Below are 26,750 nucleotides of genomic sequence, written 5' to 3'. Positions count from 1 at the left end.
GTTCCGGTGGTGAGGCTTCTGTTTCGTCGTGGGTTTCCGGGGCGGCGCCCCGGCGTCGCCTGAAGCCTCGGGCTCAGGGGACCACCAGGACCGGCCAGTGGCCCGCCTTGATCAGGCGGGTCGCCACCGAGCCCGCGAAGCGGTGGCCCGCCTGCTGGGAGGCGCCGACCACCACCAGGTCCGCCTGGCAGCGGTCGGCGGCTTCGCGCAGGACCGTCACCGGGTCGCCGAACGTCTTCACGAACGTCACCGGCACGTCCAGCTCCTCCGCCGTCGAGCGGGCGTGGGCGCTCAGTTCGGCGTGCAGGCGGGCGGTGGCCTCGTGTTCGTGGACCGACGCCACCGCCGGGGTCAGCGCTGCCAGGCAGGAGTGGGACGCCGCGAACGTGACCACCAGTCTTGCCCGTTCGCGGCGTGCCATGCCGAAGGCCGCTGCCGCTGCTCGCATCGAGGTGTCGGAACCGTCCATGCCCACCACGATCGTCCTCGCCGACGGCCAGGGGGCGGGGCCGTAGCGGTCCACGCTGGACTCGAAGGCGTTCGTGCCGGCGCTCATGGTTCCTCCCCGGTCAGCGAGCGACAGCTGAGTCTGCGTCCTTCTTCTCGAGGTCGAGCGTGGTGCGCAACGTGATCGGCTTGAGCAGCAGGGCCGCCACCACGCCGATGACGCCCACCGCGGCCGAGATCAGGAAGATGTGCGCGGTCGCGTCGCCGTAGACGGTGTGCACGATCGTCTGCACCTCGGGCGGCAGTGCGTCGAGGTTCAGGGCGCTGGTGCTGCCCGTCGACTGGCCCTCGGGCACGTGCAGTGCCGCGGACAGGTCGGCGGTGACGCGGTTGGCGAGCACGGCGCCGAGCACCGAGATGCCGATCGTGCCGCCCAGCGACCGGAAGAACGTGACGGACGCGCTGGCCGCGCCCAGTTCCTTCAGCGGCACGCTGTTCTGCACGGCCAGCACGAGGTTCTGCATGGTCATGCCGACACCGATGCCGACGACGGCCATCGCGACGCCGACGATCCACAGCGCCGTGGCGTGGTCCACCATGCCGAGGCCGAGGAAGCCGAGGACGAGGATGATCGTGCCCGCCACGATGTAGGGCTTGATCTTGCCGGACTTGCTGATCAGGCGGCCCGAGATCGTCGACGACACGAGCACGCCCGCCATCATCGGGATGGTCAGCAGGCCCGCCTCCGTGGGGGAGTAGCCGCGGCCGACCTGGAAGTACTGGCCGAGGAACACCGCGCCGCCGAACATGGCCATGCCGACCGCGAGGCTCGCGATGATCGCCAGGGCGGGGGTGCGCTGGACGACGATGTGGATCGGCACGACGGGTTGTTCCACCCGCAGCTCGACCGCGACGGCGGCGGCCAGCAGGACGACGCCCGCACCGACCATCGCGCCGGTCTGCCACGACAGCCAGTCGAACGAGTTGCCGACGAACGACACCCAGATCAGCAGCACGCTCACGCCCGCGGCGATCAGGGCGGCGCCCAGGTAGTCGATCTTCACGTTCTCCCGGCGCACGGTCTCCAGCTTGAGCGTCGCCTGCAGCACGCCGAACGCGAGCGCGGCGATCGGCACGGCGACCCAGAAGCACCAGCGCCAGCCGAGCCACGACACGTCCACGATCAGACCGCCGAGCAGCGGGCCGCCGACGGTGGCGACGGCCATGACCGCGCCGAGGTAGCCGTTGTAGCGGCCGCGTTCGCGCGGCGGGATGATCGCGGCGATCACGACCTGGACCAGCGCCTGCAGGCCGCCGACGCCGAGTCCCTGGAACGCGCGGGCGGCGATCAGCTGCTCGGTGTTCTGGGCGAACCCGCTGATCAGCGAGCCGGCCACGAAGATCACGATCGCGACCTGGACCAGCGTCTTCTTGTTGAACAGGTCGGCGAGGCGGCCCCAGATCGGGGTCGACGCCGTCGCCGTCAGCAGGGTGGCGGTGACCACCCACGTGTACTGCGTCTGCGTGCCGTTCAACGAGCCGATGATCCGGGGGAGCGCTGTGCCCACCACCGTCGAGCTGACCATCGCCACGAACAGCGCGAGCAACAAGCCCGAGAGCGACTCGAGCACCTGCCGGTGCCCCATCGCCCCTGTCTCTACCTTCACGTCCAGCCCCTTCGTCCCCTAAATTCTTGCGCGTCATGCAAATTTGCGCAATGAGAAACGATACTCCCCGGTTAGGCTGTCCGCATGGAGACCCTCACCACCGGGCGTGCGCAGAAGAAGGCGGTGACCAGGAAGTCGCTGGCAGGCGCCGCTTTGCGGCTCGCGATGGAACGGGGCCTCGACGGCGTGACGGTCGAGGACATCGCGGACGAGGCCGGTGTGTCGCGCCGCACGTTCTCCAACTACTTCACCTGCAAGGAGGACGCCGTCCTCGCCGCCGAACGCGATCGGACCGGTGTGCTGGTCGCCCTGGTCGAGGCGCGGCCGGCGCAGGAGGAGCCGTGGGAGGCCCTGCGCGCGGCCATCGCGCAGCTCTACCGCGAGTGGCCGGTCCCGGACGTCGAGTGGATGGCCCAGCTGCGGCTGCTGCGCAGGCACCCGTCACTTCTCGCACGTCAGGCAGGGGACCAGTTCTCGCTCGAACGCGAGCTGACCGCGGTACTGGCGGCGCGGAACCCGGAGCTGGGGGCGGACGCGGCGCGGCTGATGGCGTCGACCTTCCTCGCCTGCGTGCGCACCGGCATCGCGCTGTGGCTGGAGAGCGCGGGCACGCGGCCGTTGCCCGCCCTGGTGGACGGGCTGCTCAGCCGCGTGACCGTCGGGACAGCGGAAAGTGGTCAGGGCACGTAGACCTGGCCGGTCTGGCGGCCCTCGATCGACCGGACGTACGCGCGCACGACCTCGGCCACCGGCACGGGCTTCATGCCGGGGAAGAAGTCGCCGTAGACGTCCAGCGACTCGGTGAACACCGTCGGGCTGACGGCGTTGATGCGCTGCGGTGCGATCTCGATGGCCGCCGCGCGCACGAACGCCTCCACGGCGCCGTTGGCCAGTGACGCGGCGGCACCGGTGACGATCGGTTCGCGCGCCAGCACGCCCGTGATCAGCGTGAACGACTCCGTGACGTGCGTCAGTCCTTCCTTGACGAGCGCGACCTGCGACAGCACCTTGCCGGTCACGGCGGCCTGGTAGTCGGCGACGGTCAGTTCGCTGATCGGCCGGTACGGCGCGCTGCCCGCGGCGGACGCGACCGCGTCGACCTGGCCGACCGTCCGGTACAGGCCGGCCACCTGCTCCGGGTCGGTCACGTCGCACTGCAGGTCGCCCCCGGTGCGGGCGACGGTGACGACGTCGTGCTTGCGTGCGACGAGCTCCTGGTGGACGGCGGTGCCCAGCGTGCCGGTGGCTCCTACGAGCAAAATCCTCATGCACTCGACGCTAGGCGCGGTTCCGCGGCCTGAGAAATGCCGTTCACGCAGCACTTATGATCCGTGGTCATGAATGTCGAGCTGCGTCACCTGCGAGCGCTCGCCGCGATCGGTGACCACGGCTCGATCACGGCCGCCGCGCAGGCGCTGCACCTCACGCAACCCGCGCTCTCCCGCACCCTCGACCAGCTCGAACGACGTCTCGGCGTCCGGCTGGCCGACCGCACGACCCGGCACGTGGCGCTGACCGAGCAGGGCAGGCGGCTCTGGGAGCACAGCCACCGCATCCTCACCTCGCTCGACTCCGCGCTCGCCGAGGTCGTCCGGCCGCAGCCGCTGCGGCTCACCTTCGCCTGGGCGGCGCTCGGCAGGGTCACCATCCCGTTCCTGCGGGAGTGGCGGGCCGAGCACCCGGACGTGCTGGTCCGCATCCGCCGCTCCGACGACCCGGAGGCGGCGCTGCGGCGCGGCGAGGCGGACGTCGCGGTGCTGCGGACCGGGGCGACCGGTGCGGGGCTGGAGCACGTCGCGTTGATCGACGAACCCCGCATCGCCGCCCTCGCCGACGACCACCCGCTGGCGTCCCGCGCCGCCCTGGTGCTCGACGACCTGGTGGGCGAGACCGTCGCCGTGTGCGAGACGGCGGCGACGACCTCGGCCGACCTGTGGCCGACGGGCGCCCGGCCGCGCACGGTCGACGTGCCCGGCGTCGTCGAGTGGCTGACCGCCATCGCCACCGGGACCGCCGTCGGCGTCACGGCCGCCGGGACGAGCCACCACCACCCGCACCCCGGCGTGACCTACCTGCCGCTGACCGACGCCGAGCCGATCACCGTGCACCTGGCCTGGCCGTCACCGGCGCCGCATCCGTCGACGGCGGCCTTCGTCGCGCTGGCTCGGCGGCACCTGGCCGCCACAGCCGCAGCTGCAACATCGCCGAGAACCGCGCGTTCGGGTCCGTGAGGTCGACCTGCCCGACCTCGGACAGCCTGCGCAGCCGGTACCGGAACGTGTTGGGGTGCACGTAGACGGCGGACGCCGCGGCCGCCACGTCCCCGAACGCGTCGAGCCACGCGCTCAGCGTCTCGACCAGGCAGGCGTTGTGCTTGCGGTCGTAGTCGATCAGCCGCGCGACGGGGCCGGTCAGCGTGTCGCCGCGTTCGGCGATCAGGTCGGACAGCTCCAGCAGCAGGCCCTCGCTGTGCACGTCGGCCACCCGCGCCACCGGCCGCGGCGAGTGCCCGGCGCGCAGCACCCGCAGCACCAGGTCCGCCCCGGCCCTGGAGCGGGACAGCGAGAGCCCGTCCGCGACCTGGCCGACGCCCACCACCACGGGGTCGCCGATGCGGTTGCGGAAGTCCTCGGCGATCCGCATCGCCCTGTCCTCCGACTCGGCCGGGAGGATCGCGTAGGCGACATCGCTGATCAACGCCGCCGCGGCGCGCGGGTGCACGGCCGTCAGGTGCATGGCGAACGCGTCGGCGACCTGCTGCCGTTCGGCGAGCAGACGTGCGTGCGTGGCCGGGTCGCCGCCGTGGGAGTGGGCGAGCGCGAGTGCCAGCACGACGCACGACTGGCCCACCAGCCCGAGCCTGCGCACCGCCTCGGCCGCCCCCGCACCGCCCTCGACGGCCGTGGACACCAGGTCGGCGCGCAGCCTGCGTTCGACGTCGGCACCCGCCCGCTGGCGCATCAGGTGCAACGCCACCAGCTTCGCCGCGTCGCTGAACGCGCGGGAGGCGTCCGGGGACAGCGGCTCGCGCACCGCCGCCCAGATCGAGCCGAGGAACTCGTCACCGGCCTTGACCGCCACCGCGACCCTGGGCAGCACGAACCCGTCGTAGGGGAGCGTGCGCTCGATCATGACCGGTTGGTCGCTGCGGTAGAGGTGCTGGAACACCCCGCGCTCCTCCAGCATCTGCGAGTACCGCGCGGGCACCTGCCTGCCGAGGATCGTCTCGACCCGCGACGGGTCGGCCTCGTCCTGCCGCCCGGAGAACGCGAGCACCCGCGAGCTGCGGTCCTCGATCGTCACCGGGGCGTCGATCAGCGACGCGACGGCGTTGGCCAGCGCGAACAGGTCACCGGCCGGCACCCCGCCGAGCGTCTCGGACGGGTCGACCTCGCCCTCGGCGAGCAGCGACCGCAGCATCGCGGCGAGCTGCGTCCAGGACGCGCCCGGCGCGAGGCCGAGCAGCGCCACACCGGACCTGTCGACGGCCGCCGCGACACCGCGCGACACGGTGACCGGCCCCCGCAGGACGAGCGCGGCGGCCCCCTGCTCACCCAGCCGTTCCAGCAGCTTCGCCGGTTCCCGCACGCCGACGCCCAGCACCAGCGCCGACGGCGGCAGCGGCTGGTCGTCGTCCGGGTCGTGGATCACCACGCCGCCGATGTCGGCGGCCCGGCCCGGATCGCCCCGCACGAGGTCGATCAGGGTGGTGCCGAGGTCCTCCAGGACACGGGCGAGACCTGTTCGCGGACTCATGACACCACCCTGCCAACCGTCTGAAGTGGAATCCACCGGCCGGGCGAGTTCCCCGCCCAGTCCCCCCAGTCTCCCCACCGGCCCGACCCGCCCCTCCCGCCCCTCCGCCCCTCCCGCCCGCCCCGCCCGCCCCTCCCGTGCCGCACGCGGGGCCCTTTCGTACTGTCACGTGGTACGAAAGGGCCCCGCGTGCGGCACGCCGGGGCGGTCAGAGCGCGATCCACTCCGTCTTCACCGTCACCGCGTCGAGCGCGTCGGGCAGCGGCGTCACGCCCAGGCCCGGACCCGCCGGCACGGGCAGGTGGCCGTCGTCCAGCACGAACGGCTCGGTCACGTCCATCGCGTAGTAGCGGTCGGACGCGGAGGTGTCGCCGGGCAGCGTGCAGCCGGGCAATGCCGCCAGCGCCACGTTCGCCGCCCGCCCGATGCCGGTCTCCAGCATCCCGCCGCACCACACCGCGATCCCGCCGGCCGCGCACACGTCGTGGATGCGCCGCGCCTCCAGGTACCCGCCGACCCGTCCGGGCTTGATGTTCACGATCTGGCAGGCGCCGAGCCGGATCGCGTCCGCCGCGGACTTGGCCGAGGTGATCGACTCGTCCAGGCAGATCGGGGTGCGCACCACCTTGGCCAGCTCGGCGTGGGCGAGTACCTCCTCCTCGTCCAGCGGCTGCTCGATCAGCAGCAGGTCGAACGGGTCGAGCCGGGCGAGGTGCCGGGCGTCGCCGAGGGTGTAGGCGGTGTTCGCGTCGACCTGCAACAGCACGTCGTCGCCGAACCGCTCGCGCACGGCCCGCACGGGTTCCACGTCCCAGCCGGGCTCGATCTTGAGCTTGATCCGCACGTAGCCCTCGTCGAGGTACCCGCCGACGGCGTCGAGCAGCTCCGGCACCGAGTCCATGATCCCGACCGACACCCCGCACGGCACGCGGTCACGCGTCGCGCCCAGCTCCCGGCCGAACGACACGCCCCGCGCCCGCAGCTCGGCGTCGAGCACTGCCATCTCCAGCGCGCCCTTGGCCATGCGGTGCCCGCGCCACTTCGCGAGCCGCCCGGCGACCGCGACGCCGTCGACCTCGCCGCCCAGCGACGGCACGAGGAACCGCCGCAGCACGTCCGCGCAGCCCTCCAGGTACTCCGACGAGTACACCGGGTCGGCCATCGCGACGCACTCGCCCCAGCCCTCGGCCTCGTCGGACACGGCGCGGAGCAGCAGCAGCTGGCGCGTGGTCTGCGTGCCGAACGACGTGCGGAACGGGGACTTCAACGGCATCTCGACCCAGCGGATCTCCACCCCGGACAACCTCACGACGCGTCACTCCTCTCGACGACGTACCAACCGGCCTTGTCGAACCCGGTGATGCGGGCACCTTCGGCGAGCAGCCCGCCCAGGACGTCCCGCACGGCGTGCCGCCACTCCCGCGCCGCGGCCGGGTCCGTGACCCGCAGCGCCTCGATGTCCGGTGGCACGGCGACGAGCACGGTGCTCGCCGACGCGGTTCCGCGCATCGGAAGCCCGTCGTCGGAGATGCCGAGACCGATCACGCCCGTGGCGCGCACGATCCGCGGACGGCCCTCGCAGGCGGCGGCCACCGCGGGGTCGGCGATGCGCCACCGGACCAGCAGCCGGTCCGTCTCACCGCCGCCGTTGATGAGGTCGTCCATGTGGCCGTAGAAGTCCGGCAGGTACTCGGTGGCGTCCGCGGCGAGCTTGGCCAGGTTGAAGTGGGCGTTGCGGCGCACCAGCGGGTCGAACGTCCAGCTGACCTCGGTGAGCCCGCGTTCGAGCGCCCACGTCCGCTGGTCGAGCTTCATCGCGTAGCCGACGTTGCGGCCCCTCACGCCCGCCGCGACCCCGGCGATGTGGCTGTGCAGCGCACCGGCGGCGGGAGGCGAGCAGAAGCCGACGCACGCGCCGACCAGCTCGTCGCCGTCGAACGCGCCCGCGACGTAGCTGCCCGCCTTGCTCAGCGCCCGCAACAGCTCCGCCGTGACCGGGGGAGCGCCGCCGTCCGCGGACGGACGCCAGATCGACTCGTACAACCGTTGCGTGGCAAGCAGCTCCGAGTGCTCGGTGAGCTGACGCACCACCACGTTCCGCACGACCAGCGTCATGACAGCTCCTTCACGAGAGCCGCGAGGAGGGCGGTGCGCGGAGCCAGCTCCGACACCAGGACGTGCTCGTTCTCGGCGTGCGCGCCACCGCCGACCGCGCCGAGGCCGTCGAGCGTCGGAACACCAAGACCCGCGGTGAAGTTGCCGTCGGACGCCCCGCCCACCGCCGCCTGCGTCAGCTCGAACCCGGCCAGCCCGGACGCGAGCCCGAACAGCCGCGCGGACGACGACAGCTCCAGCGGCGGCCGGTTCGGGCCGCCCGTCACCTCGATCCTCGACCCGTCGAGCACCGGTTCGAGCCGCCGCATCGCCTCGTCCACGCGCAGCTGCTCGTCGAGGTCGCGCACGCGGACGTCGACCGTGAACCTGCCCAGCGCGGGAACGGTGTTCGTGGTCGTGCCCGCGGAGAGCACGGTCGGCACGACGGTCGTGCCGGCGGCGGGGTCCGCGAGCCGTGCCACGGCGAGGATCTGGTGCGCGGCCTCGACCGTGGCGTTGACGCCGCGTTCGGGTTCGAGACCGGCGTGGGACGCCCGGCCGTGCAACGTCACCTCGTACATGGACGTGCCCTTGCGCTCGGTCTTGAGCGCGCCACCGTCCGCCGACCCCTCGGTGACGAAGACGGCTTCGTGCTGCACGGCCTCCGTCTCGATCAGCTCACGCGACGACGGCGAGCCGATCTCCTCGTCGCCGGTGACCAGGATCGTGACGCCGTCGGCGGAACCGAGCGACGCGACGGCGTGGAACATCATCGCCACGCCGGTCTTCATGTCGAAGCAGCCGGGGCCGCGCAGCACGCCGTCGCGCACCTCGAACGGGATGCGCGCGAGCGTGCCGATGGGCCACACCGTGTCGTGGTGGCCGAGCAGCAGCACCTTGCGCCGCCCGGACCCCAGCCGCCACCGCAGGTGCGTGCGGCCGTCGACCACGATCCGCTCCGGCTCCACGCCCAGCAGCGCCGTGCCCACCTCGGCGGTGACGTCCGCGCTGCGGGCGACCGCCGCCAGGTCGGTGGACGGCGACTCGCAGGTCACGAGCCGCTCGATGTCGTCGAGCAAAGTCATGTCAGGACACCTTCGGCGTGGCGCGGACACCCAGGTGGACGTACTCCTCGCCCGTGGGCAACGAGTAGAACACCACGGACGTCCAGCTGTCGCTCTCCGACTCCCGGCACACGAACGTGGAGTCGTCGACCGGCACGAGGCCGATCTCCGGCGGGTCGGGGACGAGGCCCGCGAGCGGCCCGGTGACCGTCGTCTTGAGCCGCAACCCGTTCTCGCCCAAGGTGATGTCCATCCGGGTGGACTCCCTCTCGTACCGGCCCGCGTACCGCGCGAGGTCGACGGCGGGTGGTTCGGCCGGCGGCTCCATCGGGTGCGGCACGGCCACCCCGGCCAGCTCGGCGAAGATCTCCCGGTACAGCTCCAGGTAGACCTCGCGGGCGTGGTCGCCGTTGGTCAGCAGCGTGACGGCGAGGTCCTGCTCCGGCAGCAGCCGCAGGAACGCGGACTGTCCGATCGTGTTGCCGTCATGGCCGATCAGCCGGTGCCCGTCCCAGTCGAACCGGATCCAGCCGAGGCCCCACGAGTCGCCCAGCGCGTTCGGGTCGGGCACGTCGGCCTGCTTCTCGGTCATCGCCGCCGCCGACTCCTCCGACAGCACCCGCGTGCCGTCCTGCGCGAGGCCGCCGTCGAGGTGCAGGCGTGCGAACTTCAGCACGTCCTCGGTGGTGGAGAAGATCGTCCCGGCCGGGCCGAGCGAGCGCGGCAGCTGCCACACGGGTGCGGGCACCTGCTCGCCGTCCTGGTCGACGTGCCCGACGGCGGCGCGGTGCATCAGCGCCTCCTCCGGCAGCGTGCCGGTCCGGGTGAGGCCGAGCGGTTCGAAGAGCTTCTCCCGCATCGCGGCGTCCCACGTGGTGCCGGTGAGCTTCTCGATCACCCGGCCCGCCAGGACGAACCCCGCGTTGCAGTAGGAGAACGTCGCGCCGAGCGGGTGGTTCTGCGGGGAGTCGGCGAGCAGCCCGGTGTAGCGCTCCAGGCAGTCGTCTCCGCGGCCGGTGTCGGTGAACAGGTCGCCGTCGATGCCGCTGGTGTGGGTCAGCAGGTGGCGCATGGTCACCTTCTGCGTGACCACCGGGTCCTTCAGCTTCAGCTCCGGCAGCACGTCGGCGATCGGCGCGTCGAGGTCGAGCAGGCCCTCGTCGACGAGCCGCAGGACGACGGTGGCCGTCCAGACCTTGCCGATCGAGCCGATCTGGAAGACCGAGTCGTCGGTGGCCTCGACCCCGGTCCTCGTGTTGAGCACGCCGTGGTGCGCCTGCGCGACCTCGCCCTTGTACAGGATGCCGAGCACCGCGCCGGGAAGGCCGTGCTTCGCCGCGATGGCGGACAGCCTGCGCTGCCAGTGCTCCGCGTCGAGCGGCTTGTGGTTCTCGGCGTGCTCGCGCACCCAGTCGACCACGCGGCGGTTGAAGTCCGCGCGGTGCGACGGCTTGCCGTTGAGGATGAACAGGTGCGACGCCTCCGGGTACAGCACGAGCCTGGCCGGCACCGAGTTCTCGCGCAGCGCGGTGAACCACTGCTCGGCCTGGCCCGCCGGGCAGCGGTCGTCGGCGGCGCCCTGGTAGACCAGCGTCGGCGTGCGGACATCGGCCACCCGCGTCAACGGCGACAGCTCCGCGAGGTGCTCGCCCTGCCCGCCCAGCTCGATCTCGGTGAGGTAGTGACCGGCGTCGGACGTGCCCGCCATGCTGCGCAGGTCGGCGACCACGCCCCCGGCGACGGCCGCGGCGAACCGGGAGTCGCGGCTGGTGAGGTAGCAGGTCATGTAGCCGCCGTAGCTGTAGCCGGTGACGGCGAGCCTCGCCGGGTCCGCGACTCCCTCGGCGACGAGCTGGTCCAGCGGTTCCAGGAGGTCCTTCGCGTCGGCCTTGCCCCACGCGCCCAGCGCGGCGCGGAAGAAGTCCTCGCCGTAGCCGTCACTGCCGCGCGGGTTGAGCGTGAGCACCGCCCAGCCCTGCTCGGCGAGCACCTGGTGGTACAGGTGGACCGGGTCGGCGGTGCCGTTCCACGCGTTGTGCGGGCCGCCGTGGACGTCGAGCAGCAACGGCGCCGGGCCGGTGCGCTCGGGGTCGCGCAGCAGCCAGCCGTGCACGACCGTGCCGTCGGAGATCGTGAACTCGCGCTCCTCGCGCACCGGCACGTCGTCGCTGTTGTGTCCGGTGTGGACGGTGACGGCGCCGGTGGCGAGGTCGACCGTGGCGATCTCCCCGTACGACGTGGCCGTGCCCAGCACGACGGCCGCGGTGCCGCCGGAGACGGAAAGCCCTGACACGGCACGGGAATCGCCGCCGAGGACGAGCCGCGGCTCACCGCCGTCCAGGTCCACGACGTAGAGCTGCGTGCAGCCGCGGTCGCGGGCGCAGAACAGCACCGTGTTCCCGTCCACCGCCGGAAGCCCGCCGGGGTAGCCGGCCATACCGGGCATCACGTTGCGGTCCAGCGCTCCGGTCAGCGAACGGGCCTTGCCGTCGAGCGACAGGTGCAGCAGGTCGAGGTGCCCGGTGTCGGAGGTGGTCCGCCCGGTGACGACCAGACCGCTCGCGGTCCACGTGACGGTCGCGGCCTGACCCTCGGCGAGCCCGACGAGCCGCGGTTCCGCCCGGCCCTCGACCGGGACGACGTGCACGGCGGTGCGGAACGTCAGGTCGGCGTCGGCGTCACGGCCTGCCGTGAACGCGAGTCGCGTCCCGTCCGGCGACCAGGCGGGGGAGGCAGCGTGGTAGTCGCCGCTGGTCAGCTGGCGCACCTCGCGGCTCGCCAGGTCCAGCACGTGCAGGTGGGAACGGAGGCTGCGCAGGTAGCCCGACCCGTCGGCCTTGTGGTCGAGCCGTTCGGTGACGATCGGCGCCTGCGCGTCCGCGATGTCGACGGGCGCGGCGAACGCGAGCTTGGTGCCGTCCGCGTTCCACACCGGCGCCCCCGCGCCGAGTGGCAGCGTCGTCAACTGCTCCGGTTCACCGCCGTCGGCGGGCAGCAGCCACAGCTGCGCCGGTCCGTCCTGGGCGCGCAGGAACGCGATGACGCCGCCCTGCGGCGACCAGGCGGGAGCCACGTCGGCCTTGCCCCTGGTGAGCCGCTTGGCCGTGCCGCCGGACAGCCGCCACAGCGACCGTTCGTCCTGGTCGGCCTCCCGGTCGGTGGTCCGCAGCACGTAGACGACGTCCGTGCCGTCCGGCGCGAGCGCGGGTTGCTCGGGCAGCGCGAAGCCGTACAGGTCCTCGATGGTGGTCATGGGGTCCCCCTCGTCAACGGGTGGCGCCGAGCTCGGCGCGGAACAGGTCGAGCACGTTGCGGCCCAGCACCAGGGCGATGTCGTCGTCGGCCCAGCCGCGCTTCAGCAGCGCCTCGGTGACGAGCGGCAGCCCCTGCGGTCCTTCGAGGCCGGGGATGAACCGCGTGGTCGGGACGCCCTCGATGAACGGCGTCTCGCAGCACGGCGGCGTGGTGTCCTCCAGGACCTCCTTCACGAAGTCCGGGCCGAGACCGACGTGCGGGAGGCCCGCGACGTCCGCGATGTGCTCGAAGTGGTCGACCAGGCGGTCGATGGTGAAGTCGCTTTCGTGCAGGAACGGTGCGAAGAAGTTCACGCACACCACGCCGCCGGTGGCCGCGATGCCCCTGAGCTGGTCGTCGGTGAGGTTGCGGTGGTGGTCCCGCAGTGCCCGTGCCGACGAGTGCGTGGCCATGACCGGACGGGTGGCGAGCTCCAGCACGTGGTCCACGCCCGCCGCGCCGAGGTGGCTGACGTCGAAGATCATGCCGAGCCGTTCCATCAGGCCCAGCGCCGCGACGCCCGCCCTGGTGAGCCTGCTGCCGGTGGCGTCCTCGCCGCTGCCGTCGGCGAGCGCCGTGCGGCCGAAGTGGGCGAGCGACGCGATCCGCACACCCAGCCGGCTCAGCGTTTCGAGCAGCTCGACGTCCTCGCCGACACCGGGAGCGCTTTCGAGCGCGAGCACCAGCGCGATCCGGCCGCTGTCCAGTGCCGCGTCGATCTCCGCGCCGTTCACGCAGAGCCGCACGTCGCCGGGGTGGGCCTCCGCGATGCGGTGGGCCGCCTCGATCTCGCGCAACGTCTGCCGCAGCGCGCCTTCCGGCCGGAACACGTCGTCCACGAACACCGGCAGCACCTGGAGGTTCACCCCGCCCGCCCGCAGCTGCGGCAGCCAGCGGTCGCGGAAGTGCGGCACCCACTGGTCCACCGGCCGGTGCGCGATCGCGGTGAGCAGGTCGTTGTGGGTGTCCGCGACGACGCTGCGCGCGTGCAGGTCGCCGGTCATGAGACCTCCAGCCTGGCATGCCGCCGCGGCGCCGCCGCCAGCAGCTCGCGCGTGTACTCGTGACCGGGCTCGGCGAGCACCCGCGCCGCGGGCCCCTCCTCGACGATCCGGCCGTCCTTCATGACCGCGATCCGGTCGCTCACGTACCGCACGACCGCGAGGTTGTGCGAGATGAACAGCATCGACAACCCCAGCCGCCGTTGCAGGTCCCGCACCAGGTTCAGCACGGCGCCCTGCACGGACACGTCGAGCGCGGACGTGATCTCGTCGGCGATCACGACCTCCGGCCGGCCGGCCAGCGCCCTGGCGAGCGCGACCCGTTGCCGCTGCCCGCCGGACAGCCTGGCCGGCAGCGACGAGGCCCGGCCGGGGTCGAGGTTCACCAGCTCCAGCAGCCGGGCGACCTCGGCCTTCTTGTCCACGCCCCGGGGCATCCCCTCGGCGATCGACCCGCCGATGCTCATCCGCGGGTCCAGCGACGAGTACGGGTCCTGGAACACCATCTGAACCCTGCGGCGGCGGTCGCGCTCGCCGTCCACCAAGACCTGGCCGCTGGTGACGGGCACGAGACCCACGGCGGTGGCGGCGAGCGTGGACTTGCCGGAACCCGACTCGCCGACGAGGCCGACGACCTGGCCGTGCGGGACGACCAGCGAGACGTCGTCGACGGCCAGGTGGTGGCCGTAGCGGACGCTGACGCGGTCGAAGAAGAGCTCACTCACCGGGTTCCTCCCGTCGCGGCCAGTGCCAGCTCCTTCTCGGACTTCCAGCACGCCACCCGGTGCCCGTCCGACAACGCGGACAGCTCCGGTTCCTCCGTCCGGCACCGCTCCTCGGCGAGCGGGCAGCGCGGGGCGAACGGGCACCCGGCGGTGATCTCGCCCGGCTCCGGCGGACGGCCGGGGATCACCGCGAGCGGCGCGTCCCGGTCCGTGTCGAGATCGGGCACGGCGGCCAGCAGCGCCGTCGTGTACGGGTGGCGGGCGGCCGTGAACAGCTCGTCGGTCGGCAGCTCCTCGACGATCCTGCCCGCGTACATCACCAGCACGCGGTCGCAGGTCTGCGCGACCACGGTGATGTCGTGGCTGATCAGCAGCACGGCCGCGGAGCGTTCGGTCCTGATCCGGGCGAGCAGCTTGAGCACCTCGCGCTGCACGGTGACGTCGAGCGCGGTGGTGGGCTCGTCGGCGATCACCAGCTTCGGTTCGCCCATCAGACCCATCGCGATCATCGCGCGCTGCCGCATGCCGCCGGAGAACTCGTGCGGGTACTGGCCCGCGCGGCGCCCGGGGTCGGGGATGCGGACGGCCCGCAGCCGGTCGGTGGCCTTGCGGAGCGCGTCCCCGCGCGAAAGCCCTTGGTGCACCTCGGACACCTCGGCGATCTGGCGGCCGATGCGCAGCGCCGGGTTGAACGACGTCATCGGGTCCTGGAACACCATGGCGAGCCTGGTGCCGAGGTCGCGGTCCGGGATAGAGCGCAACGGCCTGCCGTCGAAGTCGAGCCGGTCGGCCGTCACCGAGCCGGGGTGCTCGACCAGGCGGGACACGGCCAGCGCGGTGAGGCTCTTGCCGGAGCCCGACTCGCCGACCACGCCGATCATCTCCCCGTCGTGGACGGTGAACGACACGCCGCGCACCGGCGTGATGCCGCCGGGGAACGTCACGTGCAGGTTCCGCACGGTCAGCAGGCCGTCGCCCGGATCGTCCACAGTGGACTCGTGGTGCGGGACGGGCTTGCCGCGCCACCGCCGCCGCCCGCCCGCCGCCGCGGCGGCCGCCTCGCCGAACAGGTTGAACGCCAGCCCGGCGAGCACGACGGCAAGAGCGGGACCCAGGGCGGACGCGGGGGAGAGGTAGATCCGCAGCAGGCCCTCGCCGAGCAGCCGCCCCCAGTCGTAGGACGGGGCCTGCACGCCGATGCCGAGGAACGACAGGCCCGCGAACGAGGTCAGCGCGGCCCCCGCCGCCAGCGTCGCGTTGATCACGAGCGGCTCGGCGATGTTCGGCAGCACGTGCCGCACCAGCAGGCGGAACCGGCCGACGCCGCACACCCGTGCCGCCTTGATGAAGTCACGTCCGCTGATCCCCGCGGTCAGCGTCTGGGTGAGCCGGGCGAACGACGGCGCGATGGCGAACGCGATGGCCAGCACCGCGCCGACCGTGCCGGTGCCGAAGATGACGGCGAAGAACAGCGCGAGCAGCAGGCCGGGGAACGCGACCGCGATGTTCACCGCCGAGGTGACGATCCTGGCGGCCCACCGCGGCAGCACCGCGGGGAGGGACCCCAGCAGCAGGCCGGTGCCCACGCCGATCACCGTGGCGAGCAGCGCGAGACCGATCGTCAGCCTGGTCGCGACGAGGACGCGGAACAGGATGTCGCGGCCGAGCTGGTCGGTGCCGAGCGGGTGCTCCGCGGACGCTCCCTGTTGCAGGGCGTCGGTGTCGATCGCGGCGGCCCGGTCGCCCCACAGCATCGGGGCGAACACCGCCAGCAGGACGAGCAGGGCGAGCAGCACGGCCGACGCGAGGCCCACCGGGGAGCGGAGTGCGGCGCGCATCATGCCTCCCTGATCGTCGAACGGGGGTCGAGCAATGCCAGGGCGACGTCCACGACGAGGTTGACCAGCAGCACACCCGCGCCGTAGACGAGCACGATGCCCTGCACGGCCGGGTAGTCCTTCTGCTGGATGGAGCCGACGATCGTCGAGCCGAGTCCCGGCCACGCGAACACGTTCTCCACCAGCACGGTCCCGGCGACCAGCGTCGCCAGCATCATGCCGCCGAGGGTGAGCGTGGCGGTGACGGCGTTGGGCAGCGCGTGCCGCAGGTACACGAGCCTGGCGGGCAGCCGCTTCGCCCGTGCCGTCCGCACGAAGTCGTTGCCCAGCACGGAGAGCAGCTCCACCCGCACGATCCTGGCGAGCACCGCTCCCGGTCCGGTCGCCAGCGCCAGCACCGGGAGCACCCACGAGCCGGGCGCGTCGTCGCCCGCCACCGGGAACAGGTTCAGCTGCACCGCGAGGACGCTCACGAGCCCCACCGCGAGCAGGAACTCCGGGATCGCCGCGAGCACCACGCTGGTGGAGGTGAACGCGAGCTCACCGCCGCGCCTTCGGCCGCCCTTGGTCAGGATCGCCATCCCGACCCCCACCGGCACCGCCACGACGACCACGAACAGGAACGCGAGGAACGCGAGCCGCACGGTCGCGGGCAGCCGGTCGCCGATCAGGTCACCGATCGGGGTGCCGCTGACGAGCGACGTGCCGAGGTCGCCGCGGAAGAGCCCGGTGAGGTAGTTCCAGTACTGCACGGGCAGCGGTTCGTCGAGACCGAGCGCCGCCCGCCGGGCCTCGACCACGTCCGGCGGCGCGCCGAGGCCGAGCGACTCGCGGACCGGGTCGCCGGGAATCAGGTGGATCATCAGGAAGGATGCCGTCACGAGCACCCACAGCGAGGTGAGGAACCGCACCGCCCGCCGCCGGGCGAAGGGCAGCCACGTGCCGCCCTCCGCCCGCTGCGCCTTGATCATGACGCGAGCATCCGGATCGACGCCGGGTCGGGGCTGCCGCTGACGGTGAACCTGGCGCCCTTGACGAACGTCGGCACCACCGAGTCGTAGTAGGGCACGAAGCTCAGGTCCTTGACCAGGGCCGCCTCCGCCTTGTTCCAGTGCTCGCAGCCCTCGGCACCGGCCAGTGCGGCGGCCTTCGCCGTCTCCGCCTCGTACTCGGCGTTGCGGATGTGGCCGAAGTTCACGCCGTCCGGCGGCACCGGCCCGGACGCGAACGGCACCAGCTCGCTCGGCAGCGACAGCGTCAGCGGCGCCATCGACGCGTCCCACGCGCCGGTCTGCAGCAACGTCTGGTTGATGCCCGCCGAGTCGACGGGAGCGATCTCGACCTGGACGCCGATGCCCTGCCACGCCTGCTGGATCAGTTCGGCCGCCGCGGTGACCGACGGCCCGGCGGTGGTCGGCTGGAGCAGCTTCACCGTCAGCGGCTTGCCGTCCTTGGCCCGCGTGCCACCGGCACCGGCGCGCCAGCCCGCCCCGTCGAGCGCCGACTCCGCCGCGGCCTTGTCGAGCTTCGGCAGGTTCGGGCCGATGTTGTCCCCGGTGCACGGCCGGGGCTGGACGGTCACGAAGCTCTGCGACGGCCTGCCCTTGCCGTTCGTGATGACCTTGCCGAGCTGGTCGAGGTCGAGCGCCTGCACGAGCGCGCGCCGCACCGCCGGGTCCTGGCCGGGACGGCCCTCCGCCTGGTTGAACGCGAGCGTGCCGAGCGGCGTGGCGCCGTCGACGTGCTCGAACCGCTGCGACAGCAGGCGGTCCTGGTCGGGCCCGACGATCTGGGCGGCGGTGAGCTGGCCCTGCAGCAGCAGGTTCACGGCGGTGGTCTCGTTCTGGATCACCCTGAACACGACCTTGTCCGGCAGGCCGGGCTGGTCCTTCTGCCAGTCGCCGGGCCCCCAGGCGAAGTCCTCGCGCCGTTCCATCGTGTACCGGTCGTTCGCCACGACCTCGGTGATCTTGAACATGCCGGTGCCCTGCTCACCCTTCGCGAGCAGCGAGCGGTCGGCCATGCCCTTCGCGCACACGATCGGCAGCGTGCCGAGGTTGATCAGCAGGAACGCGTCCGGCGCCCCGCTCGTGACCGTCACCGTGCGGGCGGTGTCGTCCGCTGTCGCCGTCGTGCCCGGCGCGACCTGGATGCCCGCCATCGGCGACTTGTTGGCCGGGTCGCCGATGAACGAGATGTTCGCGGCGACGTCGGTGGCCGTCAGCGGCGCCCCGTCCGAGCACGTGACGCCCTCGCGCAGCGTGAACGTCGCCGTGGTGGTCGTGGACTCCCACTTCTCGGCGAGACCGGAGACGATCTCGCCGCTGGTGGTGCGCTCGATCAGCGACGCGTAGAGGAACCGGCCGACCGACCGCGCCGCCGACAGGACGGTGAGGGCGGGGTCCAGGCTGCCGGGGTCCTGGCCGATGGACAGGGTGAACGTCCTGCCGTCGGCCAGCGCCTGGTTCCCGGACCCGGAGCTTCCCTGGGTTCCGCAGGACGTGGTGAGGACGACGGCGCTCAACAGTGCTACCGCACGCTTCATGATGTGCTCCGAAGGTGGTCGACGGCGAGTCGGGCGGCGCGGCCGATCACCGCGTCGACGGCGGGTTGCCGGAGGTCGGGCGAGGAGGCCCTGGTGAACACGGCCACGGCGTAGCCGCGTCCGTCGGGGTAGGTGAGCACCCCGGCCTCGTTGCGCAGGGTCGGCAACGTGCCGGTCTTGCCGGCGACCTGGACGTCCGAGCCGAAGCCGGAGGCCAGGCGGTGCGGCCAGACCTGCCGGGACATGATCGACCGGACCGTCTCGCACGCCCGCGGTGAGGCGGCGCGGCCGGTCCAGACGGCGTCCAGCAGAGTGGTGATCTCCCTGGGAGTGGAGGAGGTCGTGCGCTCGGGGTCCAAAATGGACAGCTTGTCCAGCTGGCCGGGCGTCAGGCTGGCGAAGGCGGCCTCGACGTCGTCGATGCCGACGTCGGCGGTCAGCGCGGCGAACAGGTCCTCGCAGCAGCCCATGATCCGGGTGCGGACGAGCCCGGTGCGCGCCAGCACGGCGTCCACCGCGGCCTGCCCGACGCGGTGGAAGACGGCGTCCGTCGCGGCGTTGTCGCTCATCGTCATCATGAACAGCGCGAGGTCGCGCCAGCTCATCTCGACGTCATCGGCACACCCCGCGGTGCCGATCCCGCCGATCCGGTAGCGGGACGTGACGCGCGTCCGTCCGGTCTCGTCGAGCCGCCCGGCCGCCACCTCCTCGGCGTACGCCACGGCGACGGGGATCTTGAACACCGACGCCAGCACCACCGGGTCGTCCGCGCCGAGGCCCACTTCCGGGCCGTTCTCGACGCCGACCTCACGGACGTGGACGAACCCCTGCGCGTCCACGTCCGCGAAGGCCGCGCGGAGGGCGTCGGTGATCACCGGGCCACCCGGCGGTCGGCGCGGCCCGTGTGCAGGTACAGCGCGTGCCCGTGCCCGTCGTCGCCCACGAACGCGAGCGGCAGGTGGATGCCCTGCACGGGCTCGGCGGCGACGAGGGTGTCGGCGCGCCACGGGACCAGCTCGGTCTTCATCGCGGACTCCGGGCTGAGCTCGGCCATGATCCCCCTGGGCACGAGCTCCATCCAGATCCGGCCGTCCGCGTCCTGGGTGATCACGCGTTCGGCGACCGACGAGGTGTAGACGCCGGTGAACCGCTCCGCGTCGATCTTCTCCGGCCGCGCGGCGGGTTCGGGCATCCCCGGCAGCTCCACACCGGCCAGCTCGCGCAGCACGTGCCGGAAGACCGCCTGGTACAGGTCGTGCGGACGGCCGCCGTTGGTCAGCAGCGCGACCGCGACACCCTGCTCGGGAACCATGCGCAGGAAGGCGTTCTGCCCGATCGTGCCGCCGTCGTGACCGACGATCGTCCCCTGTGGACTGCTGAACATCTCCCAGCCCAGGCCCCAGGAGTCGCCCATGATCGCGAGCTCGGGCACCCGCGTCTCGACCCGCTGCATGGCGCGGACGGTCTCCTCCGCCAGCACGCCCGCGCCGCCGCTCATGTGCATCCGCGCGAACTTCAGCAGGTCGCCCGCCGTCATGGCGAGCATCGACCCGGCGGGAGCGTTGGACCGCACCAGCGACCACAGCGGGGCCACCTGCGGGCCCGCGTCCTCGTCCTGGGTGACGTGCCCGACGGCGGCGCGGAACAGGATCGCCTCGTCGGCGCAGGTCGCGGCGTGGGTGAGGCCGAGCGGCGCGAAGAGGTGGTCGCGCAGGCACTGGTCGTACTGCTTGCCGCGCAACACTTCCACGATCCGGCCGAGCACGCAGTAGCCGGCGTTGTTGTAGCTGAACATCTCGCCGGGCGGGAAGAGCTGCGGAGTGTCGTGCAGTGTGGCGACGTACTTCTCCACGCAGTCGTCGCCGCGGCCGGTGTCGGTGAAGAGGTCACCCTCGAAGCCCGCCGTGTGGTTGAGCAGCTGGCGCACCGTGATCCGCGCTGCCGCGTCCTCGTCGGCGATGCGGAACTCGGGCAGGTACGTGCGCACGGTCGCGTCGATGTCGAGCAGGCCGTCGTCGGCGAGCTGCAGCACCAGCGTCGCAGTCCACACCTTGGTGATCGACCCGATCTGGAACACCGAGTCGGTGGTCGCCTCGACCCCGGTGTTCTTGTTCAGCACACCCGCCGCCACCTCGACGACCTCGTCGCCCGCTGTGACGGCCGCGCTCGCGCCGGGCACGTCGTGCTCGGCCACCAGTCTCGGCAGGTTCTCCCGCAGCCAGTCGCTGATCTCGTTGAGCTTGGTCATCCGTGCGCCTCATCCACGTAGCGTCACTCCCAGGTCACCCGCCAACGTAGGGGCGTGGCCCCGCTCACACCTCGTGCGTCTCAACGAATCTGACCGTCCGGATCTGTGCGCGCCGACGAACCCGTCACACGGGTGGAGCAGGCTCCACCACGGTCCCGGCAGCCTGCGTGATCGCCCCCGGTGGGCCCCCGAAACTACGTTCTTCCTCGCAAGCCGTTGCTACGCAAGGAGAAACGTGATGAGGACAGTCGCGCTGTCGCTGCGGGCGGTGCGGAAGGTGTACGGCTCGGGATCGGGCGCGGTGACGGCGCTGGACGACGTCACGCTCACCGTCCGGCGGGGGACCTTCACCGCCGTGATGGGCCCGTCCGGCTCGGGCAAGAGCACCTTCCTGCACTGCGCCTCCGGCATGGACAGGCCGACGTCCGGCCAGGTCCTGCTCGGGGACACCGATCTCGGGTCCCTGAAGGAGGCGGCGCTCACCGAGGTGCGCCGCGACCGGATCGGCTTCGTCTTCCAGGCGTACAACCTGCTGCCGTCGCTGACCGTCGAGCAGAACATCACGCTGCCGCTGCGCCTCGCGGGCCGCCGCGCCGACGCCGCCTGGCTGAGCCAGGTCGTCGCACGGGTGGGCCTCGACGGACGGCTGTCGCGGCACCCCTCCGAGCTGTCGGGCGGTCAGCAGCAGCGGGTGGCGATCGCCCGCGCCCTGGTGGCCAGGCCCGAGGTCGTGCTGGCCGACGAACCGACCGGCGCCCTGGACTCCCGGACCGCCCAGCAGGTGCTGGAGCTGCTGCGGTCCATCGTGGACGAGATGGGCCAGACCGTGCTGATGGTGACGCACGACCCGGTCGCCGCCTCCGCCGCGCACAGCGTGCTGTTCCTGGCGGACGGCAGGCTGGCGGGCGAGCTGATCTCGCCGACCCCGGAGAAGGTGGCCGACCGCATGACCCGCCTCGGGGAGTGGTGAGCCGTGCTGACCCTCGCCTGGCAGACCGTCAAGGCCCGCACCAGCGGGTTCGTGGGCGCGTTCGTCGCGATCCTGTGCGGGACCGCGCTCGTCGCCGCGTGCGGCATCCTCATGGAGTCCGGCTTCCGCGGCGGCGTGCCGACCCAGCGCTACGCGGCCACCGACCTGGTCGTCACCGGTGACCGGCTGGTGCGCCCGCCCGGCGCCGACGAGCTGACCTTCGAGAACGCCTCCGAACAGGTGCCCGTGCCGGCGTCGCTGGCCGGGAAGATCGCCGCCGTGCCAGGGGTGCGCGAGGCCGTGCCCGAGCAGACGTTCCCGGCACTGGTGGTCGGGCCGGACGGGCAGCCGCTCGCGGACAAGCCCACCTTCGGCCACAACTGGGAGTCGGCCGTCCTCGCGCCTTACGCGGTGAAGGAGGGCGCGGAACCCCGAGCCGACGACGAGGTGGTGCTCGACGCGGGACTCGCGGCACGCGCAGGGGCGCGGGTGGGCGACGAGGTCCGGGTCATGACCCGGACGGTGCCCGCCACGTACCGCGTCGCCGGGATCGCCGAAGCCGGCGGTGACCGGCAGGCGGCGCTGTTCTTCACCTCCGCCGAAGCCGCGAACCTGGCAGGCCGCACGGACCAGCTGAGCGCGGTCGGCGTGCTGGCCGAACCCGGCGCGCAGGACCTCGCCGCACGGGTCGCGGAGGCGTTGCGGGACGACCACGTCACCGTGGCACAGGGCGCCGACCGCAGCGCGGCCGAGTTCGAGGACGTCGGCAGGACCAAGTCGATGCTCGCGATCCTGGCCGGGTCGTTCGGCGGCTACGCCGTCATGATCTCGATCTTCGTCGTGGCGAGCACCCTCGCGCTGGCCGTCGAGCAACGCCGCCGCGAGTTCGCGCTGCTGCGGGCCGTCGGCGCCACGCCGAAGCAGGTCCGCAGGCTGATCGGCGTCGAGACGACAGTGGTGTCGCTGGTCGCGGGCGTGCTCGGCAGCCTCCTGGGCATCGCGGTGAGCAGGGGTCTGCGCGACGCGTTCGCCGCCATCGGCGTGCTGCCCGCGGACTTCGCGCTGTCGACCGGCCCGATCCCGCTGGTGGCAGCCCTGGGCATCGGGGTCGGCGCGGCCAGGCTGGCGGCGTGGAGCGCGGCACGGCGGCCCTCGTCGATCAACCCGGTCGAGGCGCTGGGGGAGGCGGCCGTGCAGAAGCGCGACGCCGGCACCGGCCGCCTGGTGACCGGCTGGGCGCTGGTGGCGCTGGGCCTCGGCACGACGGCGGTGCCGTTCTTCCTGCGCGGCGAGCTCGGCGCGGCGATGCCGGTGCTCGCGGCGCTGGTGCTGGTCGTCGGGCTCGCCCTGGTCGGCCCGCGGGTGATCGGCGGCGCCGTCCGCCTCATCGCGCCGGTGCTCGGCCGGGCGGGGCTCAGCGGCTACCTGGCGGCGGCGAACGCCGTCAAGAACTCCCGCAGGCTCGCCGCGGCGGTGACACCGCTGATGCTCGCCATCGGGTTCTTCGTCGTGCACTTCTACAGCCAGACGACGTTCGGCGCCGCCGTGCAGCAGCAGATCACCCGGTCGATCACCGCCGACCACGTCATCACCGGCGTGACGGGCGTGTCACCGGAGGTCGCCGAGGAGGCGCGCCTGCAGGGAGCCACCGCGACGTCCCTGGTCCGCACGCAGGTGATCACCGCCGGCGTGCTGGCCGACAGCGTCGAGGTGCAGAGCCACGGGGCCACCGGCCTCGACGCCGCGGCCGGTGACGCCGTGGACCTCGGCATCGTCGCGGGCGACCTCGCCGACCTCGTCCCCGGCACCGTCGCGCTCGGCGTCGACCACGCGAAGTGGGAGGACAAGCAGGTCGGCGACACCGTCGACCTCTGGCACGCCGACGGCAGGCAGGCACAGGCCGAGGTCGTCGCGATCTACCGGCACGACCTGGCGTTCGGCGACTACGTGCTCCCCGCCGCCGACGCCCGCGCCCACCTCACGTCCGGCCTCGACACCGCGGTGCTGGTGAAGTCGGGCGACGAGGCAGCGCTGCGCGACCTCACCAGCCGCTATCCCGGCCTGGCCGTGACGGACGGCGTGACCGCACAGGACGGCGGCGAAGGGCGGACGCAGTTCCTGCTCAACCTCATCGCCATCGGCGTGATCCTCGGCTACGTCGCGATCTCGGTGTCCAACACGCTCGTCATGTCCACGGCCGCCCGCCGCCGCGAGTTCGCCCTGCTCCGCCTCGTCGGCACCGGACGCCGCCAGGTGACCGGCATGATGCGGGCCGAGGCCCTGCTGACCGTCGCGCTCGCGGCAGTGCTGGGCACAGCGGTGGCCGCGGTCCCGCTCGTCACGCTGTCGCTCAGCACGACCGGCAGCCTCCTGCCGACCGGCCCGATCTGGGTCTACCCTGGCGCACTCACCGCCGCGGCCGTCCTCGGCCTCGCGTCGATCGCCATCTCGACCCGGCTGTCGTTGCGCGGCAAGCCGATCGACACCATCGGCATCAGGGAGTGACAGGACAGGCCCGGTCAACCACCAGGTTGATCGGGCCTGTCAACGTTGATCGTCCCGCTCGAATCAACGTCGACTGGACACGATCAACATTGACGACGCTCAGTCGACATGGACAGTCAACATGGACTGATCAACCTCAAGATGGACTGATCAACATCGGCGTCGACACCCGAATCAACATCGACACCTACGTCAACGTCGGCATCAACGTCGACGTCACTGTCAACGTCACTGGCGATGTCAACATCACTGTCGACGTCGACGGGTGGATCGATGTCGACGTCGAGGGTCGACGTTGACGTGCGGGATCGATGTGGACGCTGTCGCCAGTGCCGCAGGAGCCGCGCTCCGCAACGCGTCCAGGTCCGCACGCAGCTTGCGGACTTCGGCGAGGATCTCCAGCGTCGCCGCCATCTCCTCTCGGTCGTGCTCGGCGTGCTCCTCGACCATCGGGGTCTGCATGGCGCTGACGGCGACGGCGATGAACAGGTTGAGCACGGTGAACGACGTGACGACGAGGTAGCCGACGAAGAACACCCACGCCAGCGGCTTCTCGGCCATCACCTCGCGGGCGACCTCCGACCACGCCTCGCCCGTCATGACGTGGAACAGCGTGAACAGCGACTCGCCCAGCCCGCCGAAGTACTCCGGCGCGACGGGGCTGAACAGCTTCGTCGCGATCACCGCCGACACGTACAGCACCAGCGCGAGCAACGCGGTGATCGACGCCATTCCCGGCAGCGCGGTCAGCAGTGCGGCCACCACCCGGCGCATGCTCGGCACGACCGACACCAGCCGCAGCACGCGCAACACCCGAAGAGCGCGCAGGACCGAGAACATCCCGGACGCCGGCAGCAGCGTCACCGCCACCACCAGGGTGTCGAACCAGTTCCACGGGTCGCGGAAGAAGTCCCTCCCATACGCGCAGAAGCGGAGCGTCAGCTCGACCACGAAGATCACGAGCGCGGTGCGGTCGACGAGGTGCAGCACGTCGCCGTAGGAGGCGAGCAGCTCCGGGGACGTCTCGGCGCCCAGGGTGACCGCGTTGACGAGGATCACGGCGGTGATCATTTTGGTGAACCACGGGGCGTCCACCAGGACGCGCAGCCGAGGACTGGGGACCAACGAGGAGCTCCTGGCACGGCGGGCGGACGGACGAAGATCAACCTAACCGTTCGCCGGGTCCGGCGGTTCGCCCGTTCGGCCGCTCCGGTTGCGCGGGACCGACGGCGGCACCGGGCCGCAACCCGGTGCGCCACACCACTTCCACGCGCGTCAACCGCGAGCCCGCCGGTCAGCAGGCGGGGAAGAGGGCCCTCGTGCCGCCGGTCGCCAGCCGGTCGGAGAACCGGCAGCCGAACCGCGGGTCCCCGGTCCGGCGGACGTCGTCACCGGACGGCCGCGTGCCGCGGTCCACCCACGCGGTCAGGTCGCTCCAGGCGGCGCCGACCTCGGCGGGGGAGAACTCGCAGTGGTCGACCGTGCGGATCGCCCGCTGCACCACCAGGTGAGTCCGGCCGGAGCGGGCCACGTCGTCGCGGTAGTCCTGCTCCATCGAGAACGGCACGAACATGTCGCCGATCCCGTGCAACGACACGACGGGAGCGCTCGGCAGGCCCCGCACGGCGGGAATCTGCGTGAGCCCCGGGGTCGCCCGCGCGACGGGGTTCGCGGGCCGGGCCCGGTGCACGGTCCTGTCGACGTTCACGGGCCCGTTCGGCCGGTAGTGCGTCTTGAGGTTCGTGGCGATCTGCAACGGGTTCTCGGCGAGGCTCGGCGCGTCCGAGCTCGTGACAAGCCCGAACAGGAAGTCCTCCCAGTAGGCGTAGGCCGCCTCGGAGCCGGGCCGGTCACCGCCGGACAAGTTGATGGCGATGGCACGGAACTGGTCCTCATGCCCCGCGAGCGCCTGCCGGATGCGCGGCACCACGTCCGTGGAGTAGTCCGGCGGCAACGGGTAGGCGCGGATGCCCGTCAACGCTTGCGCGACGAGGTGGTAGCTCAGGAAGTAGTCGAACAACTCGTGGTCGCCCAGCACCCCGCACATGGGCAGCGCGCCCGCGTAGAAACCGGGGTACTGCTCCAACGACCGCGCGATGACGTGCCCGCCCATCGACACCCCCGCGAGAAAGACCTTCTCCGGCCGCTGAACCTTCCTCGCGAACAACGACGCGAGCTCACGAGTCGTCGTAACGCCGGCGCGCACGTCGTAGTCGTTGCGGTAGTAGGAAGACGCGGCCCACGCATAGCCCTCGTCGAGCCACCGCTGCCGCAACCCGTACGGCGGCGTGTCAACGGTGAGGACATCGCCGTCACCGCGGTAGCCGTGCGCCCACAACGTAAGCCGCCCGTTCCAGCGCGGCGGCACCTCGATGATGTAAGCCGAGTGACTGTGGACGCCCTGCAACACCTTCGTCGGCTTGCCGCCGACAGTAGCCGGGGCGAGCGGCGGGTTGACGATCGTGTAACCGGGCAACGGCCGGTCGCCGCCCCGCTCACCGGCGGTGGCAGCCGGGGCGGCAGTGAGGACGAGGAGCAACGACAACGCGACACCGAGCAGTCGTCTCATGCCCAGCGACGCTACTCGCGCTCCACC

The 26,750-nt window shown here is 72.2% G+C and carries 19 protein-coding genes and 2 pseudogenes; 4 read left to right on the top strand and 17 right to left on the bottom strand.

Features of this window, described 5'->3' with window-relative positions; genetic code table 11:
- Positions 1–73 precede the first annotated feature (73 nt).
- Together BLT23_RS22255 and BLT23_RS22250 are read right to left on the bottom strand one after the other, a co-directional pair.
- The gene (locus BLT23_RS22255) at positions 74–556 is read right to left on the bottom strand and encodes a universal stress protein (RefSeq protein ID WP_090051771.1); all 483 of its coding nucleotides are present in this window, start codon (positions 554–556) and stop codon (positions 74–76) included.
- Between the two features lie 13 nt (positions 557–569).
- Positions 570–2,093 carry an MDR family MFS transporter gene (locus BLT23_RS22250; protein WP_090051770.1) on the bottom strand — a complete coding sequence of 508 codons (1,524 nt, stop codon included), beginning with the start codon at positions 2,091–2,093 and terminating at the stop codon, positions 570–572.
- Positions 2,094–2,198: 105 nt separating this feature from the next.
- On the opposite strand from BLT23_RS22250, the gene BLT23_RS22245 reads away from it, so the two are divergent.
- Entirely contained in the window at positions 2,199–2,804 is a 606-nt protein-coding gene (locus BLT23_RS22245; protein ID WP_090051769.1) for a TetR/AcrR family transcriptional regulator, read from the top strand.
- On the opposite strand, the gene BLT23_RS22240 is transcribed toward BLT23_RS22245, so the two are convergent.
- On the bottom strand, positions 2,792–3,382 hold the full coding sequence (locus BLT23_RS22240; protein WP_090051768.1) for a short chain dehydrogenase: 591 nt from the start codon (positions 3,380–3,382) through the stop codon (positions 2,792–2,794). The genes BLT23_RS22245 and BLT23_RS22240 overlap by 13 nt on opposite strands.
- 69 nt (positions 3,383–3,451) lie before the next feature.
- Here BLT23_RS22240 and BLT23_RS22235 point away from each other — a divergent pair.
- Positions 3,452–4,231 (top strand): annotated as a pseudogene (locus BLT23_RS22235) (LysR family transcriptional regulator); the annotation flags it as partial.
- Here BLT23_RS22235 and BLT23_RS22230 read toward each other — a convergent pair.
- From BLT23_RS22230 to BLT23_RS22175, 12 genes and pseudogenes are all read right to left on the bottom strand, one after another.
- On the bottom strand, positions 4,212–5,870 hold the full coding sequence (locus tag BLT23_RS22230; RefSeq protein ID WP_176946873.1) for a PucR family transcriptional regulator: 1,659 nt from the start codon (positions 5,868–5,870) through the stop codon (positions 4,212–4,214). The pseudogene BLT23_RS22235 and the gene BLT23_RS22230 sit on opposite strands and share 20 nt — an antisense overlap.
- Before the next feature lie 208 nt (positions 5,871–6,078).
- A complete protein-coding gene (gene menC, locus BLT23_RS22225) occupies positions 6,079–7,179 on the bottom strand; it encodes an o-succinylbenzoate synthase (protein WP_090051766.1) in 1,101 nt (366 codons plus the stop codon).
- Entirely contained in the window at positions 7,176–7,985 is an 810-nt protein-coding gene (locus BLT23_RS22220; RefSeq protein WP_090051765.1) for a GNAT family N-acetyltransferase, read from the bottom strand. The genes menC and BLT23_RS22220 overlap by 4 nt, the downstream gene beginning before the upstream one ends.
- Positions 7,982–9,049 carry a M20 family metallopeptidase gene (locus BLT23_RS22215; RefSeq protein WP_090051764.1) on the bottom strand — a complete coding sequence of 356 codons (1,068 nt, stop codon included), beginning with the start codon at positions 9,047–9,049 and terminating at the stop codon, positions 7,982–7,984. The genes BLT23_RS22220 and BLT23_RS22215 overlap by 4 nt, the downstream gene beginning before the upstream one ends.
- 1 nt (position 9,050) lies before the next feature.
- Positions 9,051–12,281 (bottom strand): serine hydrolase, encoded by a 3,231-nt coding sequence (locus tag BLT23_RS22210; protein WP_090051763.1) that lies wholly within the window; start codon positions 12,279–12,281, stop codon positions 9,051–9,053.
- Between the two features lie 13 nt (positions 12,282–12,294).
- Positions 12,295–13,326, bottom strand: coding sequence for a dipeptidase (locus BLT23_RS22205; RefSeq protein WP_090051762.1), 1,032 nt, complete (start codon positions 13,324–13,326; stop codon positions 12,295–12,297).
- 8 nt (positions 13,327–13,334) lie between these two features.
- A pseudogene (locus BLT23_RS22200) lies at positions 13,335–14,048 on the bottom strand (ABC transporter ATP-binding protein); the annotation flags it as partial.
- Complete coding sequence (locus tag BLT23_RS22195; RefSeq protein ID WP_090051760.1) at positions 14,045–15,889, bottom strand: dipeptide/oligopeptide/nickel ABC transporter permease/ATP-binding protein; 1,845 nt, start codon at positions 15,887–15,889, stop codon at positions 14,045–14,047. The gene BLT23_RS22195 and the pseudogene BLT23_RS22200, both read right to left, overlap by 4 nt.
- The gene (locus tag BLT23_RS22190) at positions 15,886–16,857 is read right to left on the bottom strand and encodes an ABC transporter permease (RefSeq protein ID WP_090051759.1); all 972 of its coding nucleotides are present in this window, start codon (positions 16,855–16,857) and stop codon (positions 15,886–15,888) included. The genes BLT23_RS22195 and BLT23_RS22190 overlap by 4 nt, the downstream gene beginning before the upstream one ends.
- Entirely contained in the window at positions 16,854–18,431 is a 1,578-nt protein-coding gene (locus BLT23_RS22185; RefSeq protein WP_090051758.1) for an ABC transporter substrate-binding protein, read from the bottom strand. Before BLT23_RS22185 ends, BLT23_RS22190 begins: the two co-directional genes overlap by 4 nt.
- Positions 18,428–19,306: a serine hydrolase gene (locus tag BLT23_RS22180; RefSeq protein WP_218133831.1), complete on the bottom strand. Its 879-nt coding sequence runs from the start codon at positions 19,304–19,306 to the stop codon at positions 18,428–18,430. Before BLT23_RS22180 ends, BLT23_RS22185 begins: the two co-directional genes overlap by 4 nt.
- Entirely contained in the window at positions 19,303–20,679 is a 1,377-nt protein-coding gene (locus BLT23_RS22175; RefSeq protein ID WP_090051757.1) for a serine hydrolase domain-containing protein, read from the bottom strand. Before BLT23_RS22175 ends, BLT23_RS22180 begins: the two co-directional genes overlap by 4 nt.
- A 238-nt stretch (positions 20,680–20,917) precedes the next feature.
- Between BLT23_RS22175 and BLT23_RS22170 the strand changes: the two genes are divergently transcribed.
- Together BLT23_RS22170 and BLT23_RS22165 are read left to right on the top strand one after the other, a co-directional pair.
- Positions 20,918–21,649: an ABC transporter ATP-binding protein gene (locus tag BLT23_RS22170; protein ID WP_090051756.1), complete on the top strand. Its 732-nt coding sequence runs from the start codon at positions 20,918–20,920 to the stop codon at positions 21,647–21,649.
- A gap of 3 nt (positions 21,650–21,652) precedes the next feature.
- Positions 21,653–24,154 (top strand): FtsX-like permease family protein, encoded by a 2,502-nt coding sequence (locus tag BLT23_RS22165; protein WP_090051755.1) that lies wholly within the window; start codon positions 21,653–21,655, stop codon positions 24,152–24,154.
- A 246-nt stretch (positions 24,155–24,400) separates the two neighbouring features.
- Here BLT23_RS22165 and BLT23_RS22160 read toward each other — a convergent pair whose 3' ends face one another.
- Positions 24,401–25,279: an ion transporter gene (locus BLT23_RS22160; protein WP_281248877.1), complete on the bottom strand. Its 879-nt coding sequence runs from the start codon at positions 25,277–25,279 to the stop codon at positions 24,401–24,403.
- A gap of 169 nt (positions 25,280–25,448) precedes the next feature.
- Entirely contained in the window at positions 25,449–26,723 is a 1,275-nt protein-coding gene (locus BLT23_RS22155; RefSeq protein ID WP_090051754.1) for a hypothetical protein, read from the bottom strand.
- Between the last annotated feature and the right edge of the window lie 27 nt (positions 26,724–26,750).

Origin of the sequence: Lentzea fradiae (genome assembly GCF_900100955.1) — a bacterium.
GTDB lineage: Bacteria > Actinomycetota > Actinomycetes > Mycobacteriales > Pseudonocardiaceae > Lentzea > Lentzea fradiae.
This window is presented reverse-complemented; position numbering and strand designations above follow the sequence as displayed.